Genomic DNA, 21713 nt, shown 5'->3' on the forward strand with positions numbered 1-21713 from the left:
GGCAGCGGGTTGGCAGGCGGCGGCGCCGGCGGCAACATCGCGGCGAGCCGTTGCCGTTCGCGCACCTTCTCAAACGCCTGCTGCAACTTGTTCATCACCGCATCAACCCGCGCCTGCGCCTCTTCGCGGGTCAGAATCCCGCGCCGCTCGAGCTCGCGGGCCCAAATTTCGCGCACCGTCGGATGGTTGCGGATCCGCTCGTACATCTTGGGTTGGGTAAACTCCGGTTCATCGCCTTCGTTATGCCCCCACCGCCGGTAGCCGACAAGGTCGATTAAGAAATCCTTCTGGAACTTCTCCCGGTAGGCCGAGGCCATGCGAGCAGCGGCGACGCATGCTTCGACATCATCGGCATTGACATGCACTACCGGAATTTCAAGACCGCGCGCCAGATCGCTGGCGTAGAGGGTCGAGCGCGAGTCGTTGCTATCGGTGGTAAAGCCGATTTGATTGTTAATAATGATATGAATGGTACCGCCGGTGTGATACCCCTTCAAGCGCGAGAGGTTAAGCGTTTCGGCGACAATCCCTTGGCCGGGGAACGCAGCGTCACCGTGGATCAAGATCGCCAACGACTCCTTCTCATCTTCCTCGGGGAAGCCGGGCCGGTTGCGGCGCTCTTGTGCGGCGCGAGCGCGGCCTTCGACCACCGGATTGATAAACTCAAGGTGGCTGGGGTTGGGAACCAGCGTAATCGGCATCTCGGCGATCCCGCTCTCGCGATAGGCTTTGCGCGCGCCGAGATGGTACTTCACGTCGCCGGTCCAGCCTTCATACGTATCTTTGGTATAGTCGGGCGAGTGAAACTCGGTCAAGATCATCGAATAAGGTTTGCCAAGGATGTGAGCCAGCACATTGAGCCGGCCACGGTGGGCCATGCCGATCACGACCTCTTTCGTCCCAGCCACCGCCGCATTGCGGATAATTGCATCGATCATCGGGATGAGCATATCGCACCCCTCGATCGAAAACCGCTTCTGGCCGGGGAAGGTCTTGTGCAAAAACCGCTCGAAGGTCTCAACCTCAGTCAGACGGTCGAGCAATTCACGCTGGCGCTCGGCGTCAAGCCCGCCAAAGAAACGGCGATCCTCAGCGGCTTCGCGGATCCATGCCCGCTCGCGGTAATCCTGAATCTGATCGGTCTCATACCCGATCGATCCCGAATAGGCCTGCCGCAACCGCTTGACGCCTTCTGCGGCATTGCGCACCTGAGACGCAATCGGCCCGCGCACGATATGGGCCGGCAGCGCAGCCAAATCGGCCTGCGTCACGCCGTGCGTAGCCAGTTCGAGGCCGGGGTCGCCGGGTGGGTCACTGCCGAGCGGATCGATCCGGGCCGCCAGATGGCCCAATTCGCGGATATAGCGGATCAAGCGCGCCGCGCCGACGATGCGAGTCACCTCGAGCGGCGGTTGTCCAGTCTCACCAGTCGGGGCCGCGCTTGCGCCGGGCGGCGTCCATTGGGCAAAAAAGGCCCGCGTTGCCTCATCGACCGAATTGGGGTCGGCGCAGTAGCGCTCGTACAACTCGATCAGATAGCCAGCATTCGGGCCGTAGAAGCCGTTCCATTCGTTCATGCCTCGCCCGCTCCTTGGTTGCAGATGGCTGGTTGCCAGTTTTTTTGTTATTAAAATCACAAATAATAGTGGTTGCAAAGCACCATCTGGTACTTTCCTGTTCCTTATTGTACCACGCCGGCTGCATAGCGTTTCAAGGCAAAAAATGACGATGCGGCATTATGCCGCATCGTTGGTAGACAGGTACGAGTGATATGCGAACTTATACGCCGGCGATCGCGTTGCAGGCCGCTGCGACAGCCAACATCGCGCCAATTGTGATCAGTACGGCCAAAAACTGCGCTAGCCGGTAAGGCATTTCAAACCGGGTGGCCGGTTGTGAAATGGAAGAGACCCGCTTTTGTTGCATGCTTTCCTCACTTGAGTATGTTTTACTAGATATGATGATGATATTCACTTGATATAACCACTTGCTAGGGAGAGATGTTTACCGTTCGTAGGGGAGATTCACCCGCACAGTTTTTGGTGAAACAGGGGTTGCGCGCTCTCCCGCTGTCATTGCGAGCCGAGCGGTAGGGGCCGCGCGCTGCGCGGCTCGCCGCGAGGCAAAGCAGTCCCCTACGAGCACGGGATCCATCCCCTTAGGCACGGGTTCCGCCGAAGGGGGAGATTGCCACGGGCGCTGCGCGCCCGCGCAATGACAGGTAGCGCACGGGAGCTGGCTCTTACTCCCTCCCCCAGCGGGGGAGGGTTGGGGTGGGGGCCAGCAGCCCGCGCAACGGGCTTCGTACCCCTAGCCCGGCCTTTGAGGGCCGGGTGCCAGACAGATGGTCTGTCCGCCCTTGAACCCCAGCGGGGGAGGGTTGGGGTGGGGGCTATATGCACACGCATCCACCCGCCCAAAAATTTTGCAAAAAATGTTACCATTTCAGCGTTTTTCGTCTGCTATGATTAAGTTTATCGTACCGGTTGTCACGTCCGGAGTGCTGTATGGAGAGTAGCCTGCTTTTGCTGGTCTTATGTTGCCTATTGCCATTATTGCTCACCGCATGGGGCGTAGGACTTGGCATGGGAATGATGGTGAAGAGTTTTAAGATCAAACCGGAGGATCAATTCGCTAATTTGGTGCGTTTTTGGCTGCAAACGAAACAAATTGACTCCGCTACCGCCGAGCAAGTGCTCTTGCTGTTGCAGAAACAAGGCGTCACGGCGCCGGCAGATGTTGTCTCTGCACCACTAGCGCCGCATGCTCCTGAACCATCGCCTGAGCCTCCGGTCACGCATCCGGTTACACCGGTTACACCGCCATCGATCGTGCCGCCGAGTATGATGCCGGCAGCGCCTGAATCGGCGGTTACGCCGTCGCGTATGGCTCCGTCGCCGCCGGTCACCACCGAACCGGTTACGCCGTCTAGCTTACCGCCGTCTCCGCTGCTCCCTCCCCAACCAGCGCGCGCTGATCGGATTCCGGCGATTTTTGCTGCGTTGCTCTCGCTTGGTACGCGCCGGATGTTGTTAGTGATCGGCGCGTTTTTGGTGGTTATTTCTAGTTTGGTACTGGTGATCTTTAACTGGAACAGTTTCTTGCCTATCGTTCAAGTGGGGATCTTGGCCGTCTTAACCGGCGGGTTGTGGGGGTTAGGGCGCTGGGTCGAGCAGCGGGAAGGCTTTGCCGCCGCTGGGCGCAATCTCAGTTCGGTGGCGGCGCTGTTGGTGCCGATCGTTATCTTCTCTCTGACCCGGCCCGGCTTGCTCAATCTCGATACCGACACGGCGTTGCTAGTGGTGAGCAGCTTGAGTATGCTGATCTACATCGGCGGCGCGTATGCCACCCGCCGCGTGTTCTATAGCGTGGCGGCCAGTGCTGCCGCGGTTGGCGTATTAGGTAGCGCGTTTTGGCAATGGGAGGTCGCTACCCGCTGGCAGTCAGTGTGGGCGTTTGGGTTGTGGTTTATTGCGCTGTTGGTTGCCCGCTGGTTGGCCCGCAGCAGCGCGGCCCCGCTTGCCTTAGGGCCGCGCATTATCCAGTGGGCCGGCTCGTCGCTATCGTTGTCGGTCAGCCTCAGTCTTTTCGCCACCTTGCCAACGCCGACCGAGGCCTTGCCAGCGATGATCGCGTTTGGCTTGGGCAGCGCGTTCAGCATGGTTGCGGCGTGGCTCGAACGGCAACCGCGCTGGATGTGGGCGATGGCGCTGACGTTGCCGGTGGCGGCGTTGATCGGGTCGGCTCTGCCCGATCTTGGCCTGCGCTGGGTGAATCTGAGCTTTGCCGCCCTCTTGTTGGGGTATGTGGGGATGGCGGCGCTGGTTGAGCGGCGAGGGCAGGCGTATGCGACGCCGTTGTTGGCTATCGCGCCGCTGTTGCTGGTGGTTGTGCTGTTGAGTGCGCTCGATCGAACGGCCATCGGCCAGAGCTATCCGTTGCTGCTGCTGGCCGGTGGGGTGGTGATCGGGCTGCTCGAACGCGGGCGGCTGGCGGTGTTGCAACCCAACCGCGCGCTGGCCGGCAGTGTGGTGTTGGGGCTGGCAATGGGCTTGCTGACCGCATGGGCGGCGTCGTTGGTTGAGACGTGGGGCCAGCGCGGGCTGGTCACGCTGCTCATCGGCGGCGTTGGCTTTGTCTTGCATGCAGCGCCGTTTAGCAGGCGTATCAGCTATGTACCGCCAGTGTTGCGTTGGATGGGGGCGGCGTTGATCGCGTTGGGGACCTTCATCACCGCATGGCTTGATCCGGACTTGCGCATACCGGCGTTGGCGCTAGCGACTGCGCTCTACGGCTGGAATACGTTCCGCGCGCGCGCCAGTGTGTGGGCGCTGGCGAGTCTGACCGCGGCGTTGGCGGTGGTGGCGAGTGGCCTTGAACGGGTAGGCTGGCTGAACACCTTTGACCACTACCTCCTTGCCGGTACGGTGGTGGCGAGCGGCTATGGCCTTGGCGGCAGTCTGCTCCGGCGCGGCGCGTTTAGATATTGGACGTTGCCGGCCCTCTTTTGGGGCGGCGTTCTCGGCGGCGGCAGCACATTATTGCTGATTAGCGCCCTCTTTGAGCCGAGTCTGGCCGCTCTGAGCGCCGCGCTCATTGCGAGCGCAGTGTGGCTGGCGCTGAGTTTGATCTGGCAACGCTGGCAGCTTGGCTACCCGGCGGCGTCTATGCTCGCTTTGGCTTGGTTGCTGGCAGTGGCCGGCGAGTTTCTGCGTTGGGAAGGCGAGCTGGATGCGCTTGCAGTGCTGGCGTTGCCGCTCAGCGCCGGCGCTGGCGTGATGGCGCTAGCCCTGCGCCGCTGGCCACGGTTTGGCCGTCCGTATGCGCAGTTGGCCTTAGCGACGGCGCTATTGTTGCCTTTGCCGGCGCTCTTGATGGCCATTGTGGCGCCGGAGCATACCGCTAATCTGCCCTTGGCCGCCGGTGGTGCGACGGTGATTCTCACCGTTGGCGCGGTAGCCTACCGGCGCTGGCGGATCATGAGTCTCGCTGTCGTGCAATTGGTGGTCACGGTGGGCGGCCTCGCCAACTGGCTCTTCCCCCATAATGCGCCGGTGATCGGCTGGACGTTGCTGCTCACGGTAGCTATCCTCGGCCTTGGCGGTGCCGGCGGGCGCCGGTGGCGAGTGGATGCAACGGTGCGCGTGCTCGGAGTAGATAGTTACGGTATTGGTGGCATAACCGCCTTCATCGCGCTGGCGATGCTCGTGAACGGCAGCTTAAGCAGCCTCGCGCTGCCGTTATTGTTCTGTGCCATCATTATCGCTGTAATCGCTTTGTCCGAACAGAGCGAGCTTGGCGCTGTATTGAGCGTTGCCGCCTTGATCGGCAGCCTTGCCGGCTGGATCGCGCAGATGGGGTTGGCCGGGCCGTGGCAGGCGGCGTGGTTGGTGTTGGCGCTGGCGCCGGTTATAGTGGCCGGCTGGGCCGTGCGCCGGTTGGCGTTGGGATCGATCTGGCAGCGTGCTACGCTCTGGTTGCCGTTGCTGGCGGCAGTGATTGCCGTTACGATCACAATGCTAGAATTGCGCGCGCTCGTGGTTGCGCTAATGAATGCTGGCGTGGTCTTGGTCACGGCGACGGTGCGCGAACGGCGCAGCGAGTACGCCTATCTGGCCGGCGCGGCCTTTGTCGCCGCCAGCCTCGGCCAATTCCTCGTCTGGGATCTGCGCGAGATGCAGTTCTACGTGATACCCGTCGGCGTCTATCTCCTCGCGCTGGCGAACGGGATCCGTTACTTCCAACGCCACGATCAACTGGCTCGCTTGATCGATACCAGCGGTGTAGTGGTATTGCTCGGCACCACCTTTCTCCATGCGGCTGGGTCGTCCGACAATATCAGCTATATCTTGCTGGTCGGCGGCGAGTCGCTGCTAGTAGCCGCCTATGGCGCGCTGGCGCGCTTGCGAGTGCCGTTTGTCGGGGGGATTGCCAGTTTTGTGTTGGGTGTGTTGTGGCTAGCGGCCAATGCGGCGCGCCTGCTCAATCAGTGGCTCTTGTTGGGATTATTGGGGTTGTTGATGTTGCTGGCCTACGTTGTGTTGGAACGGCAACAAGAGCAATTGCGCCGGGCGGGGCGCGATTGGGCGGCGCGATTGCAACAGTGGCGGTAGGGCGGGTTTTAACCCCGCCTGTATCCGTAGGGGCAGGTTTCCAGCCTGCCCCTACTACCGCCCATCCGATTATTCAAACCGGTCGGCCACCAATGCCGTCAGATCGGCGACGCGCACCGAATAGCCCCACTCGTTGTCGTACCACGCGACGATCTTGAAGAAATCGTCACCCATGCTCATCGTCAGCGGCAGGTCAACCACACTGCTGTAAGTGGTGCCGATAAAGTCGGTGCTGACCAGCTCATCGTGGCTGACGCCGAGGATGCCCTCCAGCTCCTCGCTCTCGCTCGCCTCGATGAAGGCTTGGTTAATCTCTTCGACCGAGGTCTTGGTGCTGAGCAAGACCGAGAAATCGACCATCGAGACGGTCGGCGTCGGCACGCGCACGGCATAGCCGTGGAATTTGCCCTTCAGCTCAGGAATGACCAATGCCACGGCCTTGGCGGCGCCGGTAGTGGTGGGTACCATGTTGATCGCTGCTGCCCGCGCTCGGCGCAGATCCTTGTGGACGTTATCCTGCAAGTTTTGATCCATCGTATACGAGTGGATCGTCGTCATCAACCCGCGCTCGATGCCAAAACGGTCGTTGAGCACCTTGGCGACCGGCGCGAGGCAATTAGTCGTGCAGGAGGCGTTCGAGATAATGTGGTGCTTCTCGTGATCGTACTTCGCGTCGTTGACGCCCAAGCAGATGGTGATATCTTCACCTTTGGCCGGCGCGGTAATAATCACCTTCTTGGCCCCCGCCGCGAGATGGGCCTTGGCCTTCTCGGCATCGGTAAAGCGACCGGTCGACTCGATCACAATATCGACCCCAAGCTCCTTCCACGGCAACGCCGCCGGATCACGCTCGGCGAGCGTCAGCAACTCGTAGCGCACATCATCCTGCTCAACGACAATCGCCTTCTCGGTCACTGTCACCTCGCCATCGAAGGCGCCGTAGGTTGAATCGTACCGCAAGAGATGCGCCAGCGTCTTGGCGTCGGTGAGGTCATTAATCGCGACAATCTCAAATTCTTCGGGATAGTACTCCAGCATCGCCTTGAAGCTCTGGCGCCCGATCCGGCCGAAACCGTTGATAGCGACGCGAACCATGCAAGCCTCCTTAGCACTCAAACGATTGCGCTCCGGTAAGAGATACCGTGAGCAGCAATGGTACGACAGACAACCATTGTCTGACGCGGTCATTATAGCATCTTTGTGCAGCGGCTCGCATGCCAATTCCTGCCCGTCAGGTGGAGAAATGCCTACGCATCGCCTGCCATAGCAAGGTGGGAGCGCAAAAATGGTTATGCGGCGTTATCTGGCACATGGCCTTCACTGCTAGTTCGCTGTGCCATTGCTTGATATTTCTGCTACAATACGTAGTAATTCAGTATCACCAGTAAGGAGTGGGGCATGATCATTGATGCAGGCGTAGCGGCCATTTTAATCCTCTTCACAATTGTTGGGTTGCGTCGTGGCGCATGGCCGAGCGGATTCGCGTTGATGGGCACGCTAATCGGCGCAGTGTTGGTCGATCTCTGGCGAGATGGCGTGATCAATCTGTTGGCGCGCATTGGTCTGGCGAGCGGCTGGCCGTTCTTTGTCGCCTTGAGCGGGTTGCTCATACTGGCGATGATCATCGGCTACGGCATCGATATCATCATCGAGGCTGGGATCGAAGATGCGCAAGAATGGTCGCATCGCCTGATCGGCGCTGGTATCGGCCTCGTCAATGCAGCGCTGGTGATTACCTATCTCGTGCGTTACGCTGGCGTTGCGTGGTCAGAAACGGCAATCACTGCCCAATTGGCAACGGCGACGCTGGCGCCACTGGTGATCAGAGGGTTGCCTTGGGGGTTGTTAGTGCTCACATTGCTCGGCGGATTGGTGCTGGTGATGCGAGTGATGCACCGGTTTCGCACCGAGCGCGAGTTGTACGATGATACACCGCTTTCTGCGCAAGAGGTCAATTTGCGCTTGCTCGAACATATTAATCACGCGATTGAACGGCGGCAGCGGTAACGGTTGGCGCTGCCGCGCTGCCTGTGTTATGGTGTCACGCTGATCAGCGGTTTGCCTAACCATTCTTCGTACAATTCGCCAAACCTGCCGGCTGCCAGCGCCGCGCGCACTTCGGCCATCAGGTTGAGCAGGAATGCGACGTTGTGCAGGCTGACCAGCCTAATGCCGAGCAGCTCTTTCGAGCGGTAGAGATGGTGGATGTAGGCGCGCGAGAAGTGGCGGCAGGTGTAGCAGGTGCAGTCAGCTTGCAATGGCCCCGGATCGTCGCGTAACGAGGCATTGGTCACGTTGAGCCGCCAGTTCCGCGCGCGGTTGCGCACCAGCGCCGCGCCGTGCCGCCCCAGCCGGGTTGGGCTGACGCAATCGAACATGTCAATGCCCCGCGCCACGCCTTCCAACAGATCATCGACATCGCCGACTCCCAACAGGTGGCGCGCCATACCGTCGGGCAGATAGGGCACGGTCATATCCACGACCTCGTACATCTGCTCTTTGTTGGCCCCCAACGATCCCCCAATGCAGAGGCCATCAAAACCCATCCTGCCAATCACTTCGGCGCTTGCCCGCCGCAGGTCGGGGAAGATGCCGCCATGTACGATCCCAAACAGTAGTTGATCGGGGTTGGGCAACGCAGCGCGGTTCCGTTGCTGGTGCGCTGTGAGGCAGCGTTCGGCCCAGCGGTGGGTGCGGGCCATGCTTTGCGCGGTATAATCGTAACCGGCCCGGAACGGCGGCAGTTCATCGAAGCAGACAATCACGTCGGCGCCGAGATGGTGCTGCGCCTCGATGCTCCGTTCCGGCGTAAAGACGTGGCGCGAGCCGTCGAGGTATGATTTGAAGATGACCGCCTCTTCGGTCACTGTCACCATATCACTCAAGCGGGATGGGTGAGCCGGTCGCCGGCCCTTGACCTCATCAGCGATCCCGCCGTAGACCAGCGAAAAGACCTGAAACCCGCCGCTGTCAGTCAGGATGGGGCCATCCCAGCTCATAAAGCCGTGCAGGCCGCCGTGGCGCGCGATCAGCTCGTGGCCCGGCTGCAGGTAGAGATGGTAGGTATTGCCGAGAATGATGGACGCACCGTGGTCGCGCAGTTCGTGCGGACTGAGCGATTTGACCGTGGCGCGTGTGCCGACCGGCATAAAGACCGGCGTCGCAACCGCGCCGTGAGCGGTTTGCAACACGCCAGCACGGGCGCGGCTGTATGGATCGCGAGCAGTAATCGTAAAATGCGACATGATTCCTACCGTAGAGCCGCACGGCTGTGCGGTTCCCGCTACGACAACCGATGTCTAACCGCACGGCTGTGCGGCTCCCTATGTGACAACCACCCACTGGTTTAGCCGTACGGTTGTGCGGTGTCCAATCTGATCCCTGCACAACCGTAGAGCCGCACAGCCGTGCGGCTCCTCGTAGCCGTATTATAACCGATTGCACCGGCCTCTGTGTGGATCCCGATTGCCTGCAACAACATGGTATAATCTCTCCATTCGCCTAACCCGTGACGAGGCAACCCTGTGACCAGACGCTACATTCTCGCCATCGATCAAGGCGGCAGTGGCAGCCGCGCCGTGATTTACGATGATGAAGGCCAAGTACGGGGGTATGGCTACCGCGCCGTGGGGCGGGTTTACCCCCAGCCGGGATGGGTTGAGCAGCGACCGCGTGCGATTGCGCGCAGTGTGGCCGAGGCGATCAACGAGGCACTTGCCCGCGCCGGTGTTCGTGGCAGCGACCTGATCGCCTGCGGGATCACCTCGCAGCGCGATACCGTCTTTGCGTGGCATGCCCGCACCGGTCGCCCGATTGGCAATGCGATCACGTGGCAAGATTTGCGCACCGCGCCGTTAGTGGCGGCGTTGGCTGATACGCCGTTGGGGCCGCAGCGGCGTGAACGGTTGGGCCAGTTTCCCGGCCCCTACGCTAGCGCGATGCACATGGCATGGCGGATGCAGCACGATGCTGCGTTTCGCCGCGCTGCCGAGCAAGGTGTGCTGCGGGTGTCGCTGGCCGCCGGCTGGATCGTGCAGGCGCTTGGCTGCCCGGCAGAACACGCGCTCGACCACTCGCTATTGCAGGCGATGACCGTCTATGATCCGCGTCGGCGCGCGCTATGGGATGAATGGATCGAGGCGCTCCAGATTCCGCGTGCGGCCCTGCCCATCCCCCGCCCGACGGTTCACCACTTCGGCGAGTTGCATATCGATGGCGCAGCAGTGCCGGTGCTGGCGATGATCACTGATCAGCAATCGGCGTTGTTTGGCTACGATTGCCGTTCCCCCGGCCAAGCCGTGGCAACCCACGGCACTGCCTCATTTGTGAATGCGGTGGTTGGCCCGTATGCGCCGCTGCAAGGCATTTGTAAGACCTATTTGGCGTGGGAGATTGGCGGTGCGCCAACTTATGCCCTCGAAGCCGATATGACGACCACCGGCGCGGCGGCCAATTGGCTGCGCGAGATCGGTTTGGTGCGGCACGTCGCCGATCTCGACCGGCACGCGGCGACGGTGCCCGACAGCGGCAGCGTGGTCTTTGTGCCTGCCCTCAACGGGTTGGGGGTGCCGAGCGAAGATCGCAGCGCGCGCGGCGCGCTCTTTGGCTTGGCGTTGGGGGTGCAGGTCGGCCATATCGCCCGTGCCTTCTACGAGGCGATCGGCTTCCAATTAGCCGATATTCTGGCGACAATGCAGGCTGAGGCCGGGATCACCATCACTGAACTGCGGGTGGGTGGCGGCTTGGCCGCCAGCGATCTGGCTTGCCAAATTCAAGCCGATCTGAGCGGGGTGACATTGGTGCGCGCCCGCGATACCGAAACCACGGCCCGCGGCGTGGCGCTACTGGCCGGGATCGGGGCCAGCGTGTGGTCGCCGCAGTCCTTGCCGGCATTGGTCGATGCTACGGCGACGCGGTTTGTACCGCGCACAACCGCCGCCGAACGAAATGCTCACGCCGGACGGTGGCGGATGGCGATTGCCCGCGTGCAAGGGTGGCAACCGGCGCGCTGAGCCATCTCTGTACAGCCGCACGGCCGGGCGGCTCTCTGGCAGCCACGCGGCTCACACTATTGGCCTAGCCGTGCGGTTGGTATCCATCCTTCTCGCTTCCATCAAAAATCAGTCATAAAACAAGAATATTCGTAATAGCCATTATGGCGCCTTGATCCGGTTGCCGAAGCGAACAACACCTTCTATAATAGAGGAACAAACTTGCCAATATGTCCCACTATCGCTGGCATAACCAATGGACGAGGTGACTCATGGGCTTGATCAAACGGGTTGGCACTAAATCTGTCAACGCACAACCTCCCGAAAGCGGCGCTGCTGATGATGGCACGCGCCAGATCGGCCCATCTACCCCATCTTCTGCGCCTGACGAAGGCACGCGCCAGATGGCGGCGCGGCCTGCCGGTGAAACGGACGAAGGCATGCGCCAGATGGTGGCGCGGCCCGCTGGCCAGCCAGCGCCAGTCGCTCCGGTCATGCTCAGCGCCGGCACCGTTCTCCAAGGCCGTTACCATGTCGAGGGGTCAATCGGTATTGGCGGTATGAGCGTTGTCTACCGTGGTCGCGACTTGCGGTTCAAAGATGTGGTGCGCTATTGCGCGATCAAAGAAATGGCGCAGAGCGCGCCCGACTCACAAACACGCCTGCTCAATCTCAAGAACTTTCAGCGCGAAGCTGGATTGTTAGCTACTCTGCAACATCCCGCTATTCCCAAAGTCTACGACTTTTTTGAAGAGCACGGCAAAGTCTACCTCGTCCTCGAATTTATCCCCGGTAAAGACCTTGAGACGGTGTTGGAAGAAAGCGGCAAGCCGCTTGACGAAGCGCGAGTGGCGCGGTGGGCATTGCAAATTTGCGATGTGCTGTCGTATTTGCACAATCATAAGCCGGAACCGATCGTCTTTCGCGATATGAAACCATCGAACGTGATGGTGGTCGGCGATGATCGGATTGTGCTCATTGACTTTGGCATTGCCCGTAACCTCAACCGCAGCGATCGCAAGGGTACCATGATCGGCACCGAAGGCTACTCGCCGCCCGAACAGTACCGTGGCGTGGCCGAACCGGTCGGCGATATTTATGCGCTCGGCGCAACGTTGCACCATCTGCTCACCAATACCGATCCGCGCCTCGAAACGCCGTTTACGTTCCAAGAACGTCCCATCCGCCAGATTAACCCCGCGGTTTCGCCAGAAATGGAAGCCGTGGTGATGCGAGCGCTCGAATATGATATGGCGGCCCGTTGGCAGAGCGCCGAAGAGTTCCGGCAGGCGTTGCTCACCGTACCCTCCTTGGCCGAGACGGTTGGCGGGAAGCCGGCAGTCGCTGCTCCGGTCGTCGGCAAAGGGAAAAGCGCGCAAACTACCGAGCTGGTCTGGCGGTTTAAGTGCGAAGACGAGGTGCGATCGTCGCCGTTCGTCAGCGGCGGTTTGGTCTTTGTCGGCTGTTACGATACCAATATCTATGCCGTTGATGCTGCCCGCGGCGAGTTTCGCTGGAAGTATGCCACGCAAGGCGGCATCAGCTCGTCGCCGGTCGTGTGGCAAGATATGGTCTATATCGGTTCGGAAGATGGCTCGCTCTATGCGTTCGATCTACGGCGCGGCAACCTGCGCTGGACATTCCGCACCGAAAAGCCGATCCGCTCGTCGCCACGCATTGAAGACCGCGTGATCTTTGTCGGTTCTGATGATCAACATGTGTATGCCATTGATGGTCTTCGCGGCACCTTGATCTGGAAGTATCGCACGTGGAATCCGATCCGTTCGTCGGCCTGCATTAACGGTTTGTCGATCTTTATCGGCGGCGATGATGGCAATGTCTATTGCCTCGATGTGCGCACCGGCGCCGTGAAGTGGAAGCAGCGCACCCAACAGCCGGTGCGTTCGTCGCCAACCTGTAGCGATGGCTTGGTCTTTGTCGGTTCGCTTGACCAAAATCTCTATGCGCTCGATGCCGAAGGCGGCTGGCCGGCGTGGCGCTTTCGCACCGGCCATTACATCAACTCCTCGCCGTTCGTGGTCGGCACGCGGGTGTTTGTCGGCGGCGTCGATGGCAATATGTACGCCCTCGATACCAAGAACGGGCGTTTGGTTTGGAAGTATGAGGTTGGCAGCCAAATCACCTCATCTCCGCGGGTGGAAGGTGGCCGGCTCTATTTTGGCGCCGTCGATCAGGCCATCTACTGTCTCGATGCCGGTAGCGGCCAGTTGATCTGGAAATACCTCACCGATGGCCCCATCGTCTCATCGCCGATGATTGTCAATGGCGTAGTCTATATTGGCTCGATGGATCATCATCTCTATGCGCTCAAAGCGTGATTTGCAGGGTAAGGGAATGGTGCCGCTATGCCGGACGAAACCGTGCCAGCTCACGATAACTCTCCCACGCAACCGTTGCATCCGTCGGGATCACCGCCCGAACGGTTGGCGCCGATGGGGCTGACGCCGCCTGAAGAAGACGGCACTCGCCAGATTGGGCAGGATTACCAACCGGCCTTGACACTGCATCGCTCGGCGCAGGGCTTTGCTGCTGCCGCGTTGCGCGATATTGGCCGGGTGCGGGAAACGAATCAAGATTGTGCCTTGGCGATGATCATGACCTTGCCGCGCGAGGGCAGTGATGTGCCGGTGGGACTGTTTATCGTGGCTGATGGTATGGGTGGCCATCAGGGTGGTGAAGTAGCCAGCCGGTTGGCCGTGCAGACGGTGCTGACCAGTGTGCTGGAACGCCTTGTCTTGCCGGTGATCGAAGATGGCTTGCTTGAGGCGTTGCAACCGCTGATGATCGAAGCGGTGCAAGAGGCAAATGCTGCGATTTGGCGCGAAGCGCAGGTGCTCGGTTCCGATATGGGCACGACCTGCACCGCGGCTTTAGTGATTGGCCACGGCCTCTATGTCGCCCACGTCGGCGATTCGCGCTGCTATGTGTATGAGCCGGGCGGGTTGCGCCAACTCACGACCGACCATTCGACGGTGGGACGGTTGATTGCGCTCGGTCAGCTCGATCCCGATGAAGCGCGGGAGCATCCGCTGCGCAACCAGCTCTACCGCACGGTTGGCCAGCAGCCGCAGGTGGCGGTTGATTTTGTCTATCATCAGCTCAATAATTGCTCCCATATTGTCTTATGCAGCGATGGCCTGTGGAGCATGGTGGAAGAAAAGGCGATTGAACGGGCGTTGCAGCATAGCCCATGGCCGCACGATGTCTGCCGTGAGCTGATCGCGCTGGCGAACTTGGCCGGCGGCGATGACAATATCTCGGTGGTTGTGGTGTCGTTGCCGCTCGATGAGGGCCAGCGATGAGCAAGGTTGATCTGCGCATCACGCCAAGCCGTAGTGTCTTGCCGGCTAGCGCCGAGCCGCAGTTGCTCTATGCGCTGATTGAGTTGGCGGCCCAAAGCGGTGCAACCAAGATGCCACGCTTGCCGCTCAACCTCTGTTTGGTCATTGACCGCAGCTCCTCGATGCGCGGCGAACGGTTGCAGCAGGTCAAGCAGGCGGCGATGCAGATTCTCGACCTGCTTGGCGATAACGAAAGCTTTGCGCTGGTAACGTTTAATGATCGCGCCGAGGTGGTGGTGCCGGCCCAACTGGCGCGGGCGCGGCAGGAAATTAAGCGCCACATCAGCGCGATTGAGGCTGCCGGCGGCACCGAGATGGCAACTGGCTTGGCGCTGGGAGTGCAAGAATTGCAACGGGCTATGATGCCGCGCGCCGTTCATCGCTTGCTCTTACTGACCGATGGCCGCACCTATGGCGATGAAGGGCGCTGTGTCGAGATCGCGCGCCGCGCCCAAACGCGCGGGATTGGGATTACGGCGTTGGGCATCGGCAGTGAGTGGAATGAAGATTTGCTCGAGACGATTGCCGCTCGCGAGAATAGTCGCACGCACTATATCACTTCCGCCAACGAGATCACCAAGATCTTTACCGCTGAAGTTGAGCGCATGCATAACCTGTTTGCGCAAGATGTGCAGGTACGGCTGGCCTTGCCGCCGCAGGCGTTGGTGCGCTCGCTCGATCGGGTGCGCCCCTTTATCGGCCCGCTGCCGGTGATCGAAGAAGCGGATTTTGTCTGGACGGCGGCGCTCGGCGATTGGCCAGAGAACGATACGCAAGCGTTATTGATCGAGATGGTGGTGCCGCCGTTGCCGGTTGGCCGGCATACCTTGCTGCGCCTCACGCTGCGTTACCGCACGCCAGGTAGCGATAGCGCAACCCAGAGCCACGAGCAGACGCTGCCGGTCGCGTTTCGCGACCCTGATGAGGTTGGCGATAGTGTTGATCCGACAGTGAAACACTGGCTCGAACGGCTGGTTGCTTACCGGTTGCAGGCTAGCGCATGGCAAGCCGCCGAAGAAGGAAAACTAGAAGAGGCGACCCGGCTTTTGCAAATGGCCGGTACCCGCCTTTTCGAGGCTGGCCAAGTCGAATTGGCCCGCACCGTGCAAGAAGAGGCGACCCGCTTGCTCCGGTCAGGACAGGCTAGCGCTGAAGGACGGAAGCGGATTAAGTACGGGACGCGCAGTTTGATCGGGCGCGAAGAGTCATCGTAGGCCGGAGTAGAAGACCCATGATCATCTGCAGCTACTGCCAAGCCCAACAGCTCGATGGCACTATCTTCTGCACCGTCTGCGGTGCTAGCCTCATCAATACCAAATCCCAACGCCAAACCACCGCTTCGCTCAACCGGGCAGCCGCTGAAGCAGCCGAACTAGTTGAGGATGGGGCGACGATTTTGCCGGCGCCGGCGAACCCAGCGGTCGGGCCGGCGCTTGCGCTGGTCGTGCTGAGTTCGGGCCGGCGGATTGAGTTGCCAGCGGCGCCCGAATTGCTGATCGGGCGCAAAGACCAGCAGCGCGGCTTTTTCCCCGATGTTGATTTCAGTCTCGATGGCGGGTATGATGCCGGTGTCTCGCGCCGCCATGCCCGGATCGTGTGTTCAAATAATCGTTATGGGCTTGAGGATCTCGGCAGCGCAAACGGGACGTTTCTCAACCGCCAGCGCCTGCCTCCCGGCCAGCCGATGCCGCTGCAGCACGGCGATGAGGTGCAGTTTGGGATGCTGTTGGTGCGGTTTGAAGTGAGTTCATAAGGTTTGATACATTCGCGGAGGCTTCTCTATGCCGAAAACGGTCATTCTTCATCTTACCGGCGAAGATCCGCTGCTGGCCGATATTGATCAAGAACCGCAGCCCGGCGATCTTTTCATTAAAGTTACCAATATGCGCAAGCGTGATGGCAAGCCGGTGCCGTATCTGGCCGCCAGCGTGCAAGCGGTGATCTTCCCGTGGCATCGGATCACGTTCATCGAGCTGATGCCGAGCGAAGAAGAACGCAGCCAAGTGATCGATTTCTTCCGCCAGTGAAGCCGCTCTTCCAACAGCTCATTCCACCCGCAAGCGAGCTGTTCTATCGCCGTGCTGATCCCAACGACCGGCGGCTGGGTGAAGTGGTGATCCCCGGCAGCGCCGGTTATGATTCTGCCGCGGTGGTGATCCTCGGTTGCCCGCAAGACCTTGGCGTGCAACGCAATCGGGGCCGGGCCGGTGCAGCCCAAGGGCCGGCTGCGATCCGGCGGTGTCTCTACCGGCTGGGTGTGGCTGGGATCGCCAATCTGCCCATCTGTGATCTCGGTGATGTGCCGGTTGATGGCGATCTAGAGGCGATCCACGATCGCCACCGCGCGATCGCCGCCCAGATTATCGCTGATGGGAAGTTGTTGATCAGCCTCGGCGGCGGCAATGACATCAGCTTCCCTGATCTGGCGGCGCTGGCTGCCGTCGCGCCGGCGCCTGTCCTAGCGATCAATATTGATGCCCACTACGATGTGCGCGCCGATCATCCCGCCAATAGCGGCACCCCCTACCGCCAATTGATCGAAACCGGTTTGATCGATCCGCGCCGGTATTGGGTGATCGGCACGCAACCCTATGCCAATTCGCCGGTGTATACCGCCTATCTGCAAGAACGCGGCGCCACAATCGTCGAGCTGAGCGAAGCGCGCCGCGCCGGTGTTGCGGCGACGGTGCAGGCGCTGTTGGCGGCGAGCGATGCGGCCAGTATCGGCTGGGGGTTCGATCTGGACGTGGTACAATCTGCCGAAGCTCCCGGTGTGAGCGCCCCTAACCCGCTCGGCATGCGCGGCGAGGAGTTGGTGTCGTTGGCAATGCTGGCCGGCGCTGAACATCGTATCCGTTTGATCGAGTTCAGCGAACTGAATCCGCGGTACGATATTGATGACCGCACAGCGCGGCTGGCGGCGGTCGCACTATGGTATGCGCTGGCGGCGGTCGCCGGACGCATGTCTGAGTATTAAGGGGTCAGCGATGCAATCCCTCTCTGTTACCAGCCGGCGGGCGGTGCAGTTTATTCTGCTCATGGGGGTGGTGAGCCTGCTGGCCGATATGGTCTATGAAGGCGGGCGGAGTTTGAGCGGTCAGTATCTGGCGTTGCTCGGCGCAAGCGGCGCGGTCGTGGGCATCACCGCTGGCGTTGGCGAGTTGATCGGCTATGGTTTGCGCTTGGTGTTTGGTTATCTTAGCGATCGCACCCGCCGGTATTGGCTGATGACGATCTTTGGCTATACACTCACTATCATTGCCGTGCCGATGTTGGCCTTGGCCAATGCATGGCCGCTGGCTGTCGGCCTGTTGATGGTCGAGCGGTTTAGCAAGGCGTTGCGCAGTCCGGCCAAAGATACGCTGATCTCGTATGCCGCCGATCGAGTTGGTTCCGGCAAGGGGTTTGGCTTGCACGAGGCGCTCGATCAGGTGGGAGCAGTGGCGGCGCCGTTGCTCTTGGCCGCTGTGCTGGCTGCCGGCTGGGGTTTTCAAGTTGCGTTTGGCATCCTGATTGTGCCTGGTCTGCTCTGTCTGGCCGTCTTGTTCACAGCGCGAGCGTTATTTCCCCAACCGGCTGATTTGGCTGGCAAAACGCCGTCGCTCACTACCACCGGCTTCAACCGTTGTTTCTGGCTCTATCTGATCAGCGTGGGTTTGTTTGCCGCCGCGAGCGTTGATTTTGCGTTGGCCGCTTTCCATTTCCAGCGCACTCAGCTATTGCCGGCTGCCGCGATCCCGGCTCTCTATGCGCTGGCCATGGTGGTTGATGCAGTGGCGGCCTTGGGCTTTGGCTTCCTCTACGACCGGATCGGTTTGCAAACCTTGATTGGTGTGACGGCTCTGGCGACCTTCAGCACGCCGTTGCTCTTCAGTGGCAGTCTGATTGCGGCAGTGCTCGGCGTGATGGTGTGGGGTATCGCCCTTGGCGCGCAAGAATCGATTTTGCGCGCGGCAGTGACCCAATTAGCGTCGGTTGAGCGCCGTGGCGCGGCGTATGGTCTGTTTAACGCCGGGTTTGGCTTGAGCTGGTTTGCCGGCAGCGCCGTGCTCGGCGTGTTGTACGATGTCTCGCTGCCGCTCTTGATCGGGGTGGCGGTCAGTTTGAATCTGGCCGCGATGGTGGTGTTGTGGGTAATGGTACGCCAACCGGGGGCCGCGGTGCAGCGCTAATCCCCCTGCGGCAGCGCCATTGCCGCGCTGTGATACAATTCAGTGACCAGTTTGCAACGGCGGTGGGGCCATCGAGCCGTGTGGCCCTACCGTATCCCGCTATGAATGAGCTGCTGCACGTTGGGTTGACCCTGTTCGTCGCTAGCGCCCTTGCCCTCTGGAATGGCTGGGGCTTGGCGCGGTTGTTGCTGCCTGCCGCCTTGCAACCGTGGCGCGCTTTGCTTGCGCCCTTGCTAGGCTATGCCCTGACCATCCTTGTTGGCTATTAGGTGGTGCGGCTAGTGGGTGGGTTAGGTTGGGCGTTAGGGTTGCTGCTCCCGCTCGGCGGGCTGCTCAATGGAATAGTATGGTGACGATACGGGCCGCCTGACCTCGCCGCAGCGCTGCGCCAGCATTGGCCGGCGCTGCTGGTGGCGCTGATCGGGGTCGCCATCGGCGTAGCGCCGCTCTTCAGCTATGGGTATGTTGCTCCCATCGGCGGCGGCTGGGATGTCGAAAATTCCTGTCCGGTCGCGCGCTATCTCACCCGCGGCCCGGTCAGCGCGATTGCGACCGCCCCCGCCAACCCGCTGCGCAACATCAATGCCGATCCACCTAGCATTGGGTTGACGCTCGGCTTTAGCATCTGGCAAGGGAGCGTTGATCTGCTTAGCGCTGGCGAACCGCTGCTGAGCTTTGCCCCGCTGCTGGCATGGCTGCGCGCCCTCGGCGTGATCGGAACCTATGTCCTCTTGCAGGCGCTGTTTGATCTGCGGCGCGGCCCAGCCGCTTTCGGCGCGCTGCTGGCGGCGCTCAACGGCCTGTTGCTCTGGACAAGTTTTTTCAATTTTGGCATGCAACTGGCGGCGTGGCCGCTCATCCCGCTGGCGCTGATTCTTGGGCTGGCCGCGGTGCAGCCAGCTCCCGGCCAGCCGTTCAATGCTTTGATCGCCGCCGCCATCGGTCTGGCCGCCATTCCTGTTGCCTATTACCCGGCCCTTGGCCCGATCGGGCTGATGGCCGTTGGGATCGGGGTTGTCACCCTCTGGCAAACGCGCCCCCGCTGGCCGCTAATCCAGCGGGCGCTGATCCTTGTCCTGCTCACCATCGTGCTGGCCGCTCCGACTATTCCCGACTATTTTGCCGGCTTTAACTATCGCTACAGCCTGACACTGACTACCCTCGGCTTGTTTCGCTTCGTGCCGCTGAGCGATATTGTGGGTCTCACGCTCTTCCGTCTGCGCGAAGCGCCTGAACCGCTTTCCCCACTGCTGTGGCTGGCGGCAATGTCGTTGGCCGGTTTCGCCAGCTATGGCCTGCTAGCCGGGCCGCAGCGCGGTCGCTGGCTTGGCCTGCTGGCCGGTGCAGGCGGGTTTCTGCTCTACTTGCGCTTCGGTGCGGAATACCACTATGGCTACCTCAGGGCGGCGGCGTAGATGGGTTGGTTGGCTGGCGCGTTGGCGGCTAGCGGGTTGCAGGCGGCGCTCGATCATCTGCGCGCGCGTCCGCAATGGCTGCGCCGGTTAGTGGCTGTTAGCGTAACTGGCGTGATCGGTGGCGCTGTGGCGTTCACCGGCGGCAGAGTAGTGGCCGATCATTGGGGCCAACCCGGCCTATTTGCCAACGAATTGCCGGCGCTGCGCGAATTGCGCCGCTTGGTGCCTGCCGGCAGCACTGTCTGGCTCACTGGCGACCCGCGTGTGCAAGGCGTCACCAGCGGTCTGGCAGCCTATCTGCTCGATCACGCCGTAGTCTGGGGCGATGTGCGCACCGGCTACGCCTCATCGAGCGCGGGTGAACCCGATGCCGTCGCCGATTACGCCCTCTTGCAACGCGACGCAGACCCCACCCCGTGGGGGTACGCCGATCCGCCGATCTGGAGCGGCGGATCGTACCGTCTCTACCGGTGACCAGAAGGGTTGCTCGCCCATCTGCGGTTGGCGCAGGTGGTGGATGGGGCGCAATCCGTCACTATTCCGGTGAGCGCCAACCGGCTGTCTCCCGCCACCCCATCGCCCAACCAAGAGCAGGCAACGCGCTGGATTCAGCGCCAAACCGTCACCCTCACCCCGGCTGCGCTGATCATTGATGGCCGGCGTTACGTGGCGCCGGCAGGTCTCGGCGCAATCACGATTGGGCCGCTGACCACGCCGCACACCCTCGCCATCCAAGCCGGCGCTACTCCCGTCCGGTTGTGGGCCGTGAGTCTGCTGGCGTCCCCGCCTGCCAGCGCCAGAGTCATACCCCATAGCGTTGCGCTCAGCACGGCCAGCGTAGCTGATGGGTTGCGGATCTCAACCACCATTGATGTACTCAATCCCGACAGCGGGCCGTTAGTAGTGGCGCTTGAACTGTGGGATCGGCGGCAGGGAACGTTCTTTGGCCGCTACGGCCTGCGCTTTTGGCCGGCGGCGACAACCCAATCGGCAACGGTGGCGATTGATCTCGCGACCGGTGCGCCGGTCGCCTTTGGCGCTGCCGGTGAGCCATTGCCGTTGGGCGTTCAGCAAGGCGCAGCTTTACCCGGATCGTACACTGCCCGCCTTTGGGTCGGCGCCGACCAGCGCGCGCTGCTCACGCCGGTTGACCTCTTCGCCTTCACGATCGATCGCGCCGGCGGCATTACCCTCGATTGGGTGGCCCAATACCCGCTCATGACCGCGCGCATTGACCGCCCGCTGCAATCGCTCGCGGCCCAATTTGGCGACGATATGCTGTTGCGCGGCTATGATCTGCTTGCCGATCGAGTCGTTGCTGGCAATACATTGGCCATCACCCTGTGGTGGCAGGCGTTGCGCGGCAATCTCGATGAACGGAGCATCATGCTCCATCTGCGCAACGATCGCGATGAACTCATTACTGACGCTGACGGCCCGCCGGCGGCTGGCGGACGCCCAACCAGCCTGTGGCAAGCCGGCGAAGTGATCATTGATGATCGCCGGTTGGCTATTCCCGCCGATCTGCCGCCGGGCCGCTACTGGCTGGTCGTGGGCAGCTACCGCTGGCCCTCGCTCGAGCTGGTGCCATTGCGCGATGCCAGCGAACCGGTCTGGCGCATTCCAATTGAAATTATCGCGCCGGATGACGCCTAACAAC

18 protein-coding genes are annotated in these 21713 nt (G+C 61.2%); 14 read left to right on the forward strand and 4 right to left on the reverse strand.

What is annotated here, in order from left to right:
* Positions 1-1577: thiamine pyrophosphate-dependent enzyme (locus U9R81_RS13620; RefSeq protein WP_322495983.1), on the reverse strand; the 1577-nt coding region annotated here is incomplete at its 3' end.
* A gap of 202 nt (positions 1578-1779) precedes the next feature.
* On the reverse strand, positions 1780-1926 hold the full coding sequence (locus U9R81_RS13625; protein WP_322495984.1) for a hypothetical protein: 147 nt from the start codon (positions 1924-1926) through the stop codon (positions 1780-1782).
* Between the two features lie 581 nt (positions 1927-2507).
* Here U9R81_RS13625 and U9R81_RS13630 point away from each other — a divergent pair.
* The gene (locus U9R81_RS13630; protein ID WP_322495985.1) at positions 2508-6113 is read left to right on the forward strand and encodes an SCO7613 C-terminal domain-containing membrane protein; all 3606 of its coding nucleotides are present in this window, start codon (positions 2508-2510) and stop codon (positions 6111-6113) included.
* Between the two features lie 69 nt (positions 6114-6182).
* Here the strand turns inward: U9R81_RS13630 and gap are convergent, their stop codons facing one another.
* A complete protein-coding gene (gap, locus tag U9R81_RS13635; protein ID WP_322495986.1) occupies positions 6183-7208 on the reverse strand; it encodes a type I glyceraldehyde-3-phosphate dehydrogenase in 1026 nt (341 codons plus the stop codon).
* Between the two features lie 303 nt (positions 7209-7511).
* Between gap and U9R81_RS13640 the strand changes: the two genes are divergently transcribed.
* Complete coding sequence (locus U9R81_RS13640) at positions 7512-8120, forward strand: CvpA family protein (protein ID WP_322495987.1); 609 nt, start codon at positions 7512-7514, stop codon at positions 8118-8120.
* A 26-nt stretch (positions 8121-8146) separates the two neighbouring features.
* Here U9R81_RS13640 and tgt read toward each other — a convergent pair whose 3' ends face one another.
* The gene (tgt, locus tag U9R81_RS13645) at positions 8147-9358 is read right to left on the reverse strand and encodes a tRNA guanosine(34) transglycosylase Tgt (RefSeq protein WP_322495988.1); all 1212 of its coding nucleotides are present in this window, start codon (positions 9356-9358) and stop codon (positions 8147-8149) included.
* A 279-nt stretch (positions 9359-9637) separates the two neighbouring features.
* Here tgt and U9R81_RS13650 point away from each other — a divergent pair, with 279 nt between their 5' ends.
* From U9R81_RS13650 to U9R81_RS13705, 12 genes are all read left to right on the forward strand, one after another.
* Positions 9638-11125 (forward strand): FGGY family carbohydrate kinase, encoded by a 1488-nt coding sequence (locus tag U9R81_RS13650; protein ID WP_322495989.1) that lies wholly within the window; start codon positions 9638-9640, stop codon positions 11123-11125.
* Between the two features lie 251 nt (positions 11126-11376).
* A complete protein-coding gene (locus U9R81_RS13655; protein ID WP_322495990.1) occupies positions 11377-13443 on the forward strand; it encodes a PQQ-binding-like beta-propeller repeat protein in 2067 nt (688 codons plus the stop codon).
* Between the two features lie 27 nt (positions 13444-13470).
* Entirely contained in the window at positions 13471-14427 is a 957-nt protein-coding gene (locus tag U9R81_RS13660) for a PP2C family serine/threonine-protein phosphatase (protein ID WP_322495991.1), read from the forward strand.
* Entirely contained in the window at positions 14424-15680 is a 1257-nt protein-coding gene (locus U9R81_RS13665; protein WP_322495992.1) for a VWA domain-containing protein, read from the forward strand. The genes U9R81_RS13660 and U9R81_RS13665 overlap by 4 nt, the downstream gene beginning before the upstream one ends.
* A 17-nt stretch (positions 15681-15697) precedes the next feature.
* Positions 15698-16219, forward strand: coding sequence for an FHA domain-containing protein (locus U9R81_RS13670; RefSeq protein WP_322495993.1), 522 nt, complete (start codon positions 15698-15700; stop codon positions 16217-16219).
* 28 nt (positions 16220-16247) lie between these two features.
* A complete protein-coding gene (locus U9R81_RS13675) occupies positions 16248-16493 on the forward strand; it encodes a hypothetical protein (RefSeq protein ID WP_322495994.1) in 246 nt (81 codons plus the stop codon).
* On the forward strand, positions 16490-17443 hold the full coding sequence (locus U9R81_RS13680) for a formimidoylglutamase (RefSeq protein ID WP_322495995.1): 954 nt from the start codon (positions 16490-16492) through the stop codon (positions 17441-17443). The genes U9R81_RS13675 and U9R81_RS13680 overlap by 4 nt, the downstream gene beginning before the upstream one ends.
* A gap of 10 nt (positions 17444-17453) precedes the next feature.
* Positions 17454-18638 carry an MFS transporter gene (locus tag U9R81_RS13685; protein WP_322495996.1) on the forward strand — a complete coding sequence of 395 codons (1185 nt, stop codon included), beginning with the start codon at positions 17454-17456 and terminating at the stop codon, positions 18636-18638.
* Positions 18639-18739: 101 nt separating this feature from the next.
* Positions 18740-18907 (forward strand): hypothetical protein, encoded by a 168-nt coding sequence (locus U9R81_RS13690; RefSeq protein ID WP_322495997.1) that lies wholly within the window; start codon positions 18740-18742, stop codon positions 18905-18907.
* Positions 18908-19048: 141 nt separating this feature from the next.
* Entirely contained in the window at positions 19049-20053 is a 1005-nt protein-coding gene (locus U9R81_RS13695) for a hypothetical protein (RefSeq protein ID WP_322495998.1), read from the forward strand.
* Positions 20054-20527 (forward strand): hypothetical protein, encoded by a 474-nt coding sequence (locus tag U9R81_RS13700; RefSeq protein ID WP_322495999.1) that lies wholly within the window; start codon positions 20054-20056, stop codon positions 20525-20527.
* A gap of 9 nt (positions 20528-20536) precedes the next feature.
* On the forward strand, positions 20537-21709 hold the full coding sequence (locus tag U9R81_RS13705; protein ID WP_322496000.1) for a hypothetical protein: 1173 nt from the start codon (positions 20537-20539) through the stop codon (positions 21707-21709).
* The last annotated feature ends 4 nt before the right edge of the window (positions 21710-21713 follow it).

Source organism: Chloroflexus sp., from assembly GCF_034435895.1.
GTDB lineage: Bacteria > Chloroflexota > Chloroflexia > Chloroflexales > Chloroflexaceae > Chloroflexus.

Excerpts from the sequence above, each read along its gene's own strand:
- U9R81_RS13630 (WP_322495985.1), top strand. The coding sequence starts at position 2,508 with ATGGAGAGTAGCCTGCTTTTGCTGGTCTTATGTTGCCTATTGCCATTA.
- tgt (WP_322495988.1), bottom strand. The coding sequence starts at position 9,358 with ATGTCGCATTTTACGATTACTGCTCGCGATCCATACAGCCGCGCCCGT.
- U9R81_RS13675 (WP_322495994.1), top strand. The coding sequence starts at position 16,248 with ATGCCGAAAACGGTCATTCTTCATCTTACCGGCGAAGATCCGCTGCTG.
- U9R81_RS13640 (WP_322495987.1), top strand. The coding sequence starts at position 7,512 with ATGATCATTGATGCAGGCGTAGCGGCCATTTTAATCCTCTTCACAATT.
- U9R81_RS13660 (WP_322495991.1), top strand. The coding sequence starts at position 13,471 with ATGCCGGACGAAACCGTGCCAGCTCACGATAACTCTCCCACGCAACCG.
- U9R81_RS13670 (WP_322495993.1), top strand. The coding sequence starts at position 15,698 with ATGATCATCTGCAGCTACTGCCAAGCCCAACAGCTCGATGGCACTATC.
- U9R81_RS13690 (WP_322495997.1), top strand. The coding sequence starts at position 18,740 with ATGAATGAGCTGCTGCACGTTGGGTTGACCCTGTTCGTCGCTAGCGCC.
- U9R81_RS13685 (WP_322495996.1), top strand. The coding sequence starts at position 17,454 with ATGCAATCCCTCTCTGTTACCAGCCGGCGGGCGGTGCAGTTTATTCTG.
- U9R81_RS13665 (WP_322495992.1), top strand. The coding sequence starts at position 14,424 with ATGAGCAAGGTTGATCTGCGCATCACGCCAAGCCGTAGTGTCTTGCCG.
- U9R81_RS13655 (WP_322495990.1), top strand. The coding sequence starts at position 11,377 with ATGGGCTTGATCAAACGGGTTGGCACTAAATCTGTCAACGCACAACCT.
- gap (WP_322495986.1), bottom strand. The coding sequence starts at position 7,208 with ATGGTTCGCGTCGCTATCAACGGTTTCGGCCGGATCGGGCGCCAGAGC.
- U9R81_RS13700 (WP_322495999.1), top strand. The coding sequence starts at position 20,054 with ATGGGTTGGTTGGCTGGCGCGTTGGCGGCTAGCGGGTTGCAGGCGGCG.
- U9R81_RS13625 (WP_322495984.1), bottom strand. The coding sequence starts at position 1,926 with ATGCAACAAAAGCGGGTCTCTTCCATTTCACAACCGGCCACCCGGTTT.